We start from the raw sequence: 13,141 nt of genomic DNA on the forward strand, positions 1-13,141 counted from the left end.
AATTATGAGGCTTTTTCTTTTACTATAAGAGTATGTTTTTTACTTCAGATAACTTCTTTATTACTTTGAAGTTTTCGTGTACTATTGGGTGATCTATATGCTCGTGGAGCCATGTTGTATGAAAAGGTACATGTACAGCATGTCCCCCTAATTCAAGAACTGGCAATACGTCTGAACGCAGCGAGTTACCTATCATAATAAATTCATCTGCATTTATATCAAGTCGTTTCAACAGTTTTTGATAGTCTATTTCTTCCTTGTCTGTCATTACTTCAATGTGGTGGAAATAAGAACCTAAACCAGATTTGTGTAATTTTCGGTGTTGGTCTTTTAAATCTCCTTTCGTAGCGACAACAAGTTTGTATTTGGATTGTAAATCTTGTAGAACATCTTCAACATCATCTATTAGTTCAACAGGTTTAGTCAATAACTTTTTACCTATTTTGACGATTTTGTCAATAACTTTGACATTTACAGTTCCTTTCGATATGATATTTGCAGCCTCTACCATGGATAGTGTAAATCCCTTGATACCATATCCATAAAGAGGTAAGTTATCGATTTGCATTTTGAAGAGGATTTGAGAAATACTTTGATGTGTGAGATAATCTTCTAACAAAACACAGAACTCTTGTTCGGCTTCGTTGAAAAAAGGCTCATTTACCCATAGTGTATCATCTGCGTCAAAAGCTACTACTTTGATGTTTTTCATATATAATTGTATTGTTTGACATACAAATATACTGTGAAATAAAATCTTATTGTTTCAAAATATAAGCAAAGATTAAAGGTGCTACAATAGTTGCATCAGACTCAATCATAAAGCTTGGTGTGTCAACATCGAGTTTGCCCCAAGTGATTTTTTCATTTGGAATACAGCCAGAATACGATCCAAAAGAAGTTGTAGAATCCGTAATTTGACTATAGTATCTCCATTTTAGTATGTTTTCTTTTTCTAAGTCTTGCTCTAACATAGGAGCTACACACATTGCAAAATCTCCGGCAATTCCTCCTCCGATTTGGAAGAACCCCACTCCTTGTCCAACAGCATTGTGCTCGTACCAGTTTGCTAACCAAACCATGTATTCTAATCCACTTTTGACAGTTGATGCTTTTAGCTCTTGTTTGATTACATAAGAAGCAAATATATTCCCCATAGTTGAGTCTTCCCAACCTGGTACTACAATAGGTAAGTTGCGTTCAGCAGCAGCTAACATCCACGAGTTTTTCGGGTCTATTTCGTATTCGTCCTCTAATACTCCACTAAGCAATAACTTATACATATATTCATGAGGGAAATAACGTTCGCCAGCTTGCTCTGCATCTTTCCAAATTTTCTCGATGTGACTTTGTATTTTTCTGAAGGCTTCTTCTTCTGGGATACAGGTATCGGTTACGCGATTGTATTTGTTTTCAAGTAACTCAAGTTCTTGTTGAGGTGTTAAATCGCGGTAGTTTGGTATTCTCTTGTAGTGAGAGTGTGCGACTAAGTTCATAATGTCTTCCTCTAAGTTGGCACCAGTACAGCTAATGATGTCCACCTTTCCTTGTCTAATCATCTCTGCTAACGAAATTCCTAATTCTGCTGTACTCATTGCACCTGCAAGAGAGATAAGCATTTTTCCTCCTTTTTCTAAGTGTGTTTCATAGCCTTTAGCTGAGTCTACTAAAGTTGCTGCGTTGAAGTGAAGGAAATTTTCTTCTAAGAATTGTGAGATCGGTCCTCTTTTCATTGTCATAATTTTGTTTTACTGCGTATTTCTAAACTGTTGTTATATTCTAAATATCAATAGCAATTACACCTGTTTTGTCTTGCAAATGAGGTGTTTGTGTTGATTTTAGATATGCGTCAGCGAAACTAATTAGAACATTAAGGATAATATTTATCCTATGATAAATATTAATCTATTTTTCTTTTCTTATCCTACTTAAGCTTACTTGAGTAATTCCTAAATAAGAAGCAATGTGTTTTAAAGGGACACGTTGAAATAGGGTGGGTTGATTGCTTAGAAGTGCCTCATAGCGTTCTTTGGCAGGTAACAAATCTCTTGTAATGATGCGTCTTTCAACTTTAAGCAATTCTTTTTCTGCTAATTTTCTTCCGAGATTGGCAATGTGTATATCCGAAAGGTAGAAAGTGTTGAGCTTGTCAAAGTTGATTTCATAAAGCTCACAATCAACTAATAGCTCTATGTTTTCATAGCTCTTTTTATTCTCTACGTAATTTTGCATGGATAAAATGGTAGCACCTTCTTCTCCAAACCAAAATGTGATTTCTCCCTGATCGTGGTAGGAGAAAGCTCTTACGACTCCTTTTTTGATAAAGTAAAGTTTGTTTTCAAACTTATCCGCCTGCAGTAGAATGTGTCCTTTTGGAAATGACTTTTCTATTGCAATATCTTGAATAGTTTGTTTTGATTCCTTTGGAAGTTCATAGATATTGTCAAGTATTTGTTCTAAAGTCATTTTTTGTCAAATTTAAGGGAGTAAATCTATTATCGCTGTAAAGATAAGCTATTTAAAAAAAAGTAGTAGAAGTGCAAAGATGTAGTTTTTTGTAGGTATTTCAGTTTAGAAAGAAAAGCATTTAAGAGAGGTGTTTGCTAATATCTTCGTTTTCATTTTCATTGCTAAGAGAACCAGAATAGCTATTTCAAGCTTTTTTTTATTGTTAAACTTGATTCGTTATTGTGATATAGATTATATTAATGTTAATATTTATGTTTTTGGGCTTAAGTCTTTTTTTTCAAGGTCTTACTTTAATAGATTTGTAAAACTTAATATATAGAAGAAAGCAAATAAACACTTTAAGAATGAATTTTAAATCAACCATTTACGCAGCAGTAGGATGTCTTTTTTCTGTTGCAGCATTAGCAAATGAGACTTTGCCAAAACCAAAGTTAGTAGTAGGATTAGTTGTAGATCAAATGAGATGGGACTATTTGTATCGCTACTATGACCGTTATTCAGATAATGGTTTTAAGCGTTTGCTTAATGAAGGTTTCTCAAGTGAGAATACTTATATAGATTATGTACCTACTTATACTGCAATCGGGCACAGTACTGTTTATACAGGAAGTGTACCAGCTATTCACGGAATTGCGGGTAATGACTTCATTATTCAAGCAACAGGAGAGAGCATGTATTGTACACAAGATGACTCTGTCGTAGGAGTTGGAGGAGGAGAAGGTAAGATTGGGAAACAATCACCTAAGAACCTACTTGTCTCTACAGTGACTGACCAATTAAAATTGGCGACTAATTTTCAATCTAAAGTAATTGGAATTGCAATTAAAGACAGAGGGGGTATTTTACCTGCTGGACACTTTGCAAATGCTGCTTACTGGTTAGACGGTACAACAGGAGATTGGATAACGAGTACTTTTTATATGAATGATTTGCCTAAGTGGGTAAAGTCTTTTAACAAACAAAAGTTGGCTGATAAGTACTTTAAACAGGGGTGGAAGACCTTATATCCAATTGATAGTTATGTTTTGAGTATTTCAGATGACAATGAGTATGAACAGCCTTTTAAAGGAGAAGATAAGCCTGTTTTTCCACGTAATTTAGTAAAACTTAAAAAGGATAATGGCTATGATTTAATCAAATCAACTCCATTTGGAAATAGTTTGACACTTGATTTTGCAAAGGCTGCAATTGAAAGTGAAGAACTTGGGAACAACAGTAAAGGAGTAACGGATTTCTTAGCTGTAAGTTTATCGTCAACAGATTATATTGGACATCAATTTGCAATCAACTCTATTGAGATTGAGGATACATATTTGAGATTAGATGCTGATTTAGCTGAATTTTTTGAGTATTTAGATAAGAAGGTTGGGAAAGGGAATTACACTTTGTTCTTGACAGCAGACCATGGAGCTGCACACAACCCTAAGTTTTTTGCAGATCAAAAAGGTAATGCAGGTTATTTCAATACTGGTGAAGCTCGAAAAATTTTGAATGAAAAGTTAGCTAAGAAATTTGAGCAAGAAGATATCATCAAAAGCTTGACGAATTACCAAGTTCACTTAAACAATAAACTGATTGAAGATAAAGACTTAGAAGAAGATGATATTCGCGAGTTTATTGTAAGAGAGATGAAGAAGCTTGAAGGAATTGCATTCGTAACAGATATGGATAAAGCTGCTCAAGCGAGTATTCCTCAAAAAATTAGAGAGCGTATTGTGAATGGTTATAATATTAAGAGAAGTGGAGTTATTCAGTATATCTTAGAGCCACAATGGTATAGTGGAAAGAAAGATGGAAAGGGAACAACACACGGAACATGGGGATCTTATGACGCTCATATCCCAGCAGTATTTATGGGATGGGGAGTGAAACCTGGAAAAACAACAAGAGAAACTCATATGACGGATATTGCGCCAACTATTGCCGAGATTTTAAAAATCGAAGTTCCAAATGGAAATATAGGAACGCCAATCCACGAGGCTATTGATGTAAAATAAATAGATATTTTATAGAAATATTAAAGCGTTATTAGTGCTAATGTACTAATAACGCTTTTTTTATAATTTAGATTGTTTTTTAATAGTGATAGTTCGTTTTTATTTTTAGCTTTGAAATATCTACAATAATTTTTTAGTAAATATGAAAAAAAGACTTTTACTAGTTAGTTTTATGTTAGTTGTTAGTGCCACACTACATGCACAATATAAAACTATAACAAAGAAAGATTCTAATGGTTTTAAATATGAGACTGTTGAGAATGATCCTTCAAAAGCGCGTATTTATACCTTAGAGAATGGTCTTAAAGTATATTTGGCACAGAATCACGATGAACCTCGTATTCAAACCTATATACCAGTGCGTACAGGATCAAATAATGATCCAGAGGATAATACTGGACTTGCTCACTATTTAGAGCATATGTTGTTTAAAGGTACTTCTAAGTTAGGAACTGTAAATTGGGAAGCTGAGAAAGCTATGATTAAACAGATTTCCGATTTATATGAAGAGCATAAAAAGGAAACAGATGTAGAGAAGAAGAAAGCAATTTATAAGAAGATTGATGAAATCTCTAAAGTTGCTTCACAATATGCTGTTGCTAATGAATATGATAAATCTGTAGCTTCAATCGGTGCATCAGGCACAAATGCTCATACCTGGTTTGACGAGACTGTATACAAGAACGTGATTCCGTCAAATGAATTGGAGAAGTTCTTGATTATTGAACAAGAGCGCTTCTCTGAATTAGTATTGCGTTTGTTTCATACAGAGTTAGAGGCAGTTTACGAGGAATTTAATAGAGGTCAAGATAGTGACTATAGGACTTCACATGAAGCTATGATGAAGCTATTGTTCCCTACTTCTCATTATGGTACACAAACTACCATTGGTACTTCAGAGCATTTAAAGAATCCTTCAATGGTGGCTATCCACAATTATTTTAATCAATATTATGTTCCTAATAATATTGCAGTTGTGTTAGTAGGAGATTTAGAGTTTGAACCAACGATTAAATTGGTAAATGCCTATTTTGGTTCAATGAAGAAGGGGGTTCAGCCTAAAGAATATGTTGCTGTTGAACCACCGTTAACAACTATACAATCAACAGAGGTTTTTAGCCCTCAAAGTGAGAGAGTTGAAATAGGTTTTCGCCTTGGTGGTGTAAAAACGGAAGATGCTACTTACCTATCTTTGATTGATATGTTATTGAGCAATGGGCAAGCAGGTCTTATTGACTTAGATGTCAATCAAAAGCAAAGAACGCTTTACGCAGGTAGTTCACCTATGATTATGAAGGATTACTCTGTACACCAGTTAACAGGTATGCCTAATGAAGGACAAAGCTTAGAAGAAGTGAGAGATATTCTTTTAGGAGAGTTAGAAAAGATTAAAAAAGGAGACTTTGACGAGTGGCTATTAGAGGCTGTTGTAAATGAGTTTAGAAAGAACTCTATGATGGCTTTGGAAAGCAATGACGCGATGGCTACGGAAATGTATCAGGCGTTTATTTACGGAAGAACTTGGGAAGAGACTGTAAGCGAGATTGACAAGATTGCTAAAATTACCAAAGCGGATGTAGTGAAGTTTGCAAATGAAAAGTATGGTGATAATTATGCTATTGTCTATAAAAGACAAGGTGAAAATAAAGACTTAGTTCGCGTAGAGAATCCTGGAATTACGCCTATTGATTTGAATAGAGAAAGTGAGTCAGAGTTTTACAAACGCCTTAAGAATATCGCAGTACAAGATATTCAGCCTGAATTTATAGACTTTGATTCGGCTATTAAAAAAGATAAAATCGGAAAAGTGGGAGGTACTTTGTACTCCATTGAGAATAAAACAAATGATATTGCTACAGTAACTTATATCATGCCAGTGGGTACTGATCACGGTAAAGTATTAGGTTTAGCAGTTGGTTATTTAGATTATTTAGGTACAAATAAATATTCTGCAGCTGATATTCGCAAAGAGTTTTACAAATTGGGAATAGAGTATTCTTTTAGTACATCTACAGATAAAACATTTATTACCGTAAATGGATTAAAGGAGAATATTCCTGCAGGTATAGCTTTATTAGAGCACTTGTTGACAGATGCGAAAGCAGACCAAGAAGCGTATAACAATTTAGTAGATCAAATCTTGAAAGGTCGTCAAGATGCAAAATCGAGTAAAGGCGGTATTCAAAGAGCATTGAGCAGTTATATTGTTTCAGGAGAAGATAGCCGCTTTAAAGATATATTTAGCGAAAGTGAATTGAAATCTTTGAATCCTAATGAATTGGTGAAGATTGTTCATTCGTTTAGTGATTACAATCAAGATGTTTTCTACTATGGAAATGATTTAGCAGCAACGAAGAAGGCTGTTGAAAAACACCATAATTTAGGGAAGAATAAGAAAGTTCCAGCGTTGAAAGTTTATCCAGAGCCAGAAACAACAGGAACAGTATATTTTGCACCATATGATATGGTACAAGCTGAAATTTCATTTAGAGGACGTGAGATCAAGTTTAATAAAGATATCTTAGCAGCGAGTAATATTTTCAATAATTACTTTGGTGGAGGAATGGCATCTGTGGTTTTCCAAGAGATTAGGGAGTCTAAATCACTGGCTTATTCGGCTTATGCATATTACTTCAATGCAGCAGAGAAAGAGAAGTATAACTATGTGATGGCTTATGTTGGAACACAGGCAAACAAATTACCTCAGGCAGTAGATGCAATGATGGAACTGATGAACGATATGCCAAAAGCTGAAAATCAGTTTGAGAATGCTAAGAGTTCTGTATTAAAGAATATCGCAACACAACGTTATACGAAAGCTCAAATATTCTATTATTGGTTGACTTTAAAAGAGAAAGGTATTGATTACGATATCAATAAAGATCTTTACAAAGAGATTCAAACTATGAAAATGGATGATTTAGTTGACTTTTTCAACAAACACGTGAAAGGTAAATCATTTAACGTTGGTTTATTAGGTAAGAAAGAGAACCTTGATTGGGAAGCAGTGAAGAAATTTGGAAAGATTAAAGAGCTGACTTTAGAAGATTTATTCGGGTACTAATACATTATTTATATAGCTTAAAAAAGCCTCAAGTATTTTACTTGAGGCTTTTATTGTTCTATTGAAAGGTTGTTTTATTCGTTTAAAAGAGAGATATATTCCAGGCCTTGTTTTATTGATTTTACATTATTAAATGTTAGCAATAAGCGCAATCCTGCTTTTGTTTGCTTTTCTTTTATACTACATATATTCGCTCTGTGTTGAACGAAAGTAAACACGTTTCTGAATTTTGCTGTTTGATAAAATTCCGATTTCTGATCGCCAATAAAGTAGCAGATCATCTTTCCTTGTTTCATCACTATTTTTTCTATTCCCATGTCAATAGCATGCTTTTTTATACGCAAACTATTGTGTAAAGCAATCGCTTGTCTTGGCAAGGGACCGAAACGGTCAATAATACGCTGCTCGTAAGCGACTAAATCTTCATCTGTATTTATAGAACTTAGTTCATTGTACAAGTTTAGACGCTCAGTAATATTGTTGATATACTCATCAGGATATAGAATTTCGAAATCAGTGTCAATCTGTACATCGCGAACAAAGACCTTATTTTCCTCTTTATTTTCATCTTCATAAAGATCTTTAAACTCATTTGCTTTAAGTTCTTCAATCGCTTCTTGCATGATTTTTTGGTAAGTTTCAAATCCTATTTCATTGATAAAACCACTTTGCTCACCTCCTAATATATCACCTGCTCCACGTATTTCTAAGTCTTTCATTGCAATATTAAAGCCACTGCCTAAGTCACTGAACTGTTCAAGAGCTTGGATTCGCTTTCTGGCTTCTTCTGTCATCGCTGAATAAGGAGGGCAGATAAAATAACAGAATGCTTTTTTATTACTTCGACCAACGCGTCCTCTCATTTGATGTAAATCAGAAAGTCCAAAGTTATTTGCATTGTTGATTAATATGGTGTTGGCATTTGGAACATCTAATCCACTTTCAATAATTGTAGTCGCTACAAGAACATCAAATTGGCCATCCATGAAAGCAAGCATTAAGTCTTCTAATTTTTTTCCTTCCATTTGACCATGGCCTATACCTACTTTAGCATCAGGTACAAGACGTTGTATCATTCCAGCAACTTCCTTGATGTTTTCAATTCTATTATTGATGAAATAAACTTGCCCACCTCTTTCTATTTCATAAGAAATAGCATCTCGGATTACTTCCTCATTGAATCCTACTACATTCGTTTCTATAGGATATCTATTAGGTGGAGGCGTTGTTATAACTGATAAATCCCTTGCAGCCATTAAAGAAAACTGTAAAGTTCTTGGAATTGGGGTAGCAGTTAGTGTTAACGTATCTACATTTTCTGATATTGTTTTTAGTTTGTCTTTTACAGCTACTCCAAACTTTTGTTCTTCATCGATGATTAGCAAACCTAAATCCTTAAAGACTACATTTTTGTTTACTAATTGATGCGTACCGATAATGATATCTATTTTTCCATCGGCAAGGTCTTTCAGTATTTCGCTTTTTTGCTTTGCAGTTCTAAATCGATTGATGTAGCTGACTCTTATAGGCATGTCTTTTAGGCGTTCCGTAAACGTCTTAAAGTGTTGAAATGCCAGGATTGTCGTTGGCACAAGTATCGCGACTTGCTTGCCGTTTTCGGCCATCTTGAATGCAGCGCGAATAGCTACTTCGGTTTTTCCAAAACCTACATCTCCACAAACTAAGCGATCCATCGGACGCTCGCTTTCCATATCTGCTTTTACCTCCTGGGTTGCTTTTAATTGATCAGGAGTGTCTTCATAGATAAAAGAACTTTCTAATTCGTGTTGTAAATACCCATCAGGTGCACATTGAAAACCTTTTTGAAGTTTTCTTTTCGCATAAAGCTGGATGAGGTTGAAAGCGATGTGTTTAACTCTTGCTTTGGTTTTGTTCTTTAAGTTTTTCCATGCACTTGAGCCAAGTTTATATATTTTTGGAGCTACGCCGTCTTTGCCATTGTATTTTGCAATTTTATGCAAAGAGTGGATGCTTACATACACAATGTCATTGTCTGCATAGACTAATTTTATAGCCTCTTGTGTCTTGCCTTCTACTTGTATTTTTTGCAAACCTCCAAATCGCCCTATACCGTGATCAATGTGAGTAACGTAGTCACCCACAGATAGTGAATTGAGCTCTTTTAGTGTGATGGTTTGCTTTTTCGTATAACCATTCTTTAGATTAAATCTGTGGTATCGTTCAAATATTTGATGGTCCGTATAACAGGCAATTTGGTTTTCTTCATCGATAAACCCTTCAAAGATTGGGTGAACTAATGTTTCATAGGACTGTACTACTACTTGTTCATCCGTGTCTTTTAGAGAATGGAATATCTCTTTGAAACGACGTGCTTGATTCTCGTTTGAACAGAATAAATAATTCTTTATTCCATTGTCTGTATTGTCGTTTAAACTTCTTACCAATAAGTCAAACTGCTTATTGAAAGAAGGTTGGGGTTTGATGTGAAATTCATATGTATTGTCAACATCAATTAACTTTGTTTCATCCAGTTCAACAAAACTGAGAAGTTCTATTTTATCTAAGAAGGCAGCCCCGTTAATAAACATACCTTCTGGTGAGGTATGAGCAAGGTCTTTGTTTAGTTTTTCGAATATCGTGGTAGCTTTGTCAAATAAACGGTTTAATTGTTCGACAACAAGGGCCGTATTTTGAGCAAATACTACAGTGTTTTGAGAAATATAGTCTAAGAAACTCTCTCTGCCTTCAGTAGAAAATTTATTCTCTACGTTGGGAATGATTGTTATCTTTTTCTTTTTTTCGATAGACAATTGTGTCTCAACGTCAAAAGTACGTATACTGTCAATCTCATTACCAAAAAATTCAAGGCGATATGGTTCGTCATTTGAAAATGAGAAAACGTCTAATATACCTCCGCGTACTGAAAACTCTCCAGGTTCAGCAACAAAATCAACTCGTTTAAAATTATATTCAAAAAGAGTTTCGTTGATAAAGTCAATATCGTACTTGTCGCCAACATTGATTTTCAGCGTGTTCTTCTCCAGTACTTTTTTAGTTACAACTTTTTCAAAAAGAGCTTCTGGATAGGTAACGATAATAGCTGGTTTTTTTCTTGAACTAATGCGGTTTAATACCTCTGCGCGTAAAAGAATATTTGCGTTATCGGTTTCTTCAATTTGATATGGTCGTTTGTATGAACCAGGGTAGAACAAAACATCTTGTTTATTCAACAAACTCTCCAAGTCATTTAGGTAATATGCTGCTTCTTCCTTATCATTAAAAATAAGTAGATAAGGAACATCTGACTGGGAAAATAAACTTTCTATTTGAAAGGAAATCGAAGAACCAATAAGACCTTTAAAACGCAGTTTTTTACCACGACTACCTGCTAAATCTTTTAGTATTTGATTTGTTTTTGTAGTGTTATGATAGATTTGTTTAATATCCATTATTCTTCTGTTTGTTCATCTGGGTTAGCTCTTCTCTCCTCGTTTATAAGCTCAAGCATTTCTTCTTCCCCTAATTCTAATGGAATCTTTTTCGCTTGTAAATTGCGTTCCATATTTTTAATTAGGAGTGTGATATTTTTATTTGTCTCTTTTAAGTACATGTCAACCTTGCCTATCTCTATTGGATCCAGGTTTAAGAACATATTTAAGTTTTTTACTGAATTGTAAAGGACCGTTAAGCGAGCTTTATTGTCTTTTTCGTCAATTTCTACGGGGTATTTGACAAAGGTGATTGACTGTAATCTATTGTCAATTTGAGCAATCTTTTTTTGATATGCATCAATAGAAGTAACTGGTTTAAGTTCAGCTTCTTGCTTAAACTCTTTCCACGCATTCCATTTACTTAGTATATCCGTTAGCTCTTGACTTGTTTCTGGAATATCAATCTTCCAGTTAGCTTCGAGGTATTTGAATACACTATCTTGGTGTTTTGTATAGCGTTCTTGTTCAGCTTGTTGCTGTTTTTCTTTGTCTTCGCATGCTATCGAAAGGAATGATAGCGTAAAAATACTCAGTATAAATAGAAATGTTTTTTTCATCTTAATCACAATAAGGCTCAAATTTACAAAGTTATAGGTTAATAATTAGTAACTCTCTCATAGATTGTTATAATAGTTATAAAGTATCTTCTATTATGACTATTTCCATTGATTTCTTTCTATACTTCTTTTATATTTGTGGTTTATTATAATTTATAGATAATGGGAACCAAAATTCTTATCATAGGGGCTTGTGGACAAATTGGGTCAGAGCTAACATTAAAGTTAAGAGGTATTTACGGAAACGATAACGTAGTTGCTTCTGATATACGAGAAGGGAACGCGAATCTGATGGAATCTGGGCCTTTCGAGATATTGAATGCTATGGATTTTGATGCTGTTTCAGCTGTGATCGAAAAGCATCAGATAGAAGAAGTTTACTTAATGGCTGCTTTGTTGTCAGCTACTGCTGAGAAGAATCCTGCTTTTGCATGGGAGTTGAATATGAACTCTCTTTTCCATGTTCTTAATTTGGCAAAAGAAGGAAAGATTAAGAAAATCTTTTGGCCGTCTTCAATTGCTGTTTTTGGGCCTACTACTCCTCGTGTAATGACGCCTCAATATACTGTAATGGAACCAAGTACTGTGTACGGTATCTCTAAGCAAACTGGAGAGCGCTGGTGTGAATATTACTTTAATAAGTATGGTGTAGATGTAAGAAGTATTCGCTATCCAGGTTTAATTTCTTGGACTACTCCTCCTGGAGGTGGGACAACAGACTATGCGGTTGATATTTTCTATAAGGCGATTGAGGATAAACATTACAACTGTTTTTTATCTGAAAAATCAGCTTTGCCTATGATGTATATGGACGATGCTTTGAATGCTACAGTTGGTATTATGCAAGCGAAAAAAGAAGATATAAAAATCCGTTCATCGTACAACCTTGGTGGAATCTCGTTTACGCCTGAGGAAATTTACGCAGAAATCAAAAAACACATTCCTGATTTTACAATCGAATACAATTCTGACTTTAGACAAGCTATTGCCGATAGTTGGCCAGCAAGTATTGATGATAGTGCAGCTCAAACTGACTGGAATTGGAGTCACAAGTATGACCTTGAGGCATTAACCAAAGTTATGTTGGAAAACTTGACAAGAGTTTTAGCAAAATAAGATAAATCTTAAAACGCCAGAGTATTTGCTCTGGCGTTTTTTATTTCTTAAGCTTTTTGAATACTAATTTATATAAGGGTATAATAGTAATGACTAAAGCTGCGATAATTACAATTGTACTTAGATTGTCCGATAGTAATCTTTGTGTTTTTAAGATTAAGGCTACTGCAAAAACAATCAATCCTACGACTAAAAGCTTTAAATTGTTATTCATTTTTTCTAATTTGTACAAATATAGATAATAACTTAAAGTTTATTGAATAAATATATTACTAAAGGACTTACAATCATTACAAAGGAAATTGTAATGAAAAAATAGGCTGTTTGTGCATTCAGTATGCCAAATTGGAAAAGCAAGATAGAAAGTGCTAATATTCCTAAACCTAATAATAAAATAAGTGTATTTCTTTTCATTTGCATAGGTTGTTTATTAAATAATAAAATTACTCATAAAATACAATATAA

Annotated in this window: 9 protein-coding genes; 3 read left to right on the forward strand and 6 right to left on the reverse strand. The window is 34.2% G+C overall.

From position 1 onward, the window contains the following. Window positions 1-22: 22 nt before the first annotated feature. From GJV76_RS00475 to GJV76_RS00485, 3 genes are all read right to left on the reverse strand, one after another. Window positions 23-712, reverse strand: coding sequence for an HAD family hydrolase (locus tag GJV76_RS00475; RefSeq protein ID WP_155090679.1), 690 nt, complete (start codon window positions 710-712; stop codon window positions 23-25). Between the two features lie 46 nt (window positions 713-758). After that, window positions 759-1,733: a deoxyhypusine synthase family protein gene (locus GJV76_RS00480; RefSeq protein WP_208103209.1), complete on the reverse strand. Its 975-nt coding sequence runs from the start codon at window positions 1,731-1,733 to the stop codon at window positions 759-761. A gap of 172 nt (window positions 1,734-1,905) precedes the next feature. After that, window positions 1,906-2,466 carry a Crp/Fnr family transcriptional regulator gene (locus GJV76_RS00485; RefSeq protein WP_155090681.1) on the reverse strand — a complete coding sequence of 187 codons (561 nt, stop codon included), beginning with the start codon at window positions 2,464-2,466 and terminating at the stop codon, window positions 1,906-1,908. Between the two features lie 347 nt (window positions 2,467-2,813). On the opposite strand from GJV76_RS00485, the gene pafA reads away from it, so the two are divergent. Together pafA and GJV76_RS00495 are read left to right on the forward strand one after the other, a co-directional pair. Further along, window positions 2,814-4,466: an alkaline phosphatase PafA gene (gene pafA / locus GJV76_RS00490; protein WP_155090682.1), complete on the forward strand. Its 1,653-nt coding sequence runs from the start codon at window positions 2,814-2,816 to the stop codon at window positions 4,464-4,466. A 142-nt stretch (window positions 4,467-4,608) separates the two neighbouring features. Beyond that, window positions 4,609-7,530, forward strand: a complete 2,922-nt coding sequence (locus GJV76_RS00495; RefSeq protein WP_155090683.1) for a M16 family metallopeptidase — start codon at window positions 4,609-4,611, stop codon at window positions 7,528-7,530. 74 nt (window positions 7,531-7,604) lie between these two features. On the opposite strand, the gene mfd is transcribed toward GJV76_RS00495, so the two are convergent. Continuing rightward, window positions 7,605-10,961: a transcription-repair coupling factor gene (gene mfd / locus GJV76_RS00500; RefSeq protein WP_155090684.1), complete on the reverse strand. Its 3,357-nt coding sequence runs from the start codon at window positions 10,959-10,961 to the stop codon at window positions 7,605-7,607. Beyond that, window positions 10,961-11,560 carry a hypothetical protein gene (locus GJV76_RS00505; protein ID WP_155090685.1) on the reverse strand — a complete coding sequence of 200 codons (600 nt, stop codon included), beginning with the start codon at window positions 11,558-11,560 and terminating at the stop codon, window positions 10,961-10,963. Before GJV76_RS00505 ends, mfd begins: the two co-directional genes overlap by 1 nt. Window positions 11,561-11,722: 162 nt before the next feature. Here GJV76_RS00505 and GJV76_RS00510 point away from each other — a divergent pair, with 162 nt between their 5' ends. Then, a complete protein-coding gene (locus tag GJV76_RS00510) occupies window positions 11,723-12,676 on the forward strand; it encodes an NAD-dependent epimerase/dehydratase family protein (protein ID WP_155090686.1) in 954 nt (317 codons plus the stop codon). Window positions 12,677-12,716: 40 nt separating this feature from the next. On the opposite strand, the gene GJV76_RS00515 is transcribed toward GJV76_RS00510, so the two are convergent. Next, a complete protein-coding gene (locus GJV76_RS00515) occupies window positions 12,717-12,890 on the reverse strand; it encodes a hypothetical protein (RefSeq protein ID WP_155090687.1) in 174 nt (57 codons plus the stop codon). Between the last annotated feature and the right edge of the window lie 251 nt (window positions 12,891-13,141).

The sequence above is a fragment of the Myroides albus genome, from assembly GCF_009711045.1.
GTDB classification, from domain to species: domain Bacteria; phylum Bacteroidota; class Bacteroidia; order Flavobacteriales; family Flavobacteriaceae; genus Flavobacterium; species Flavobacterium album_A.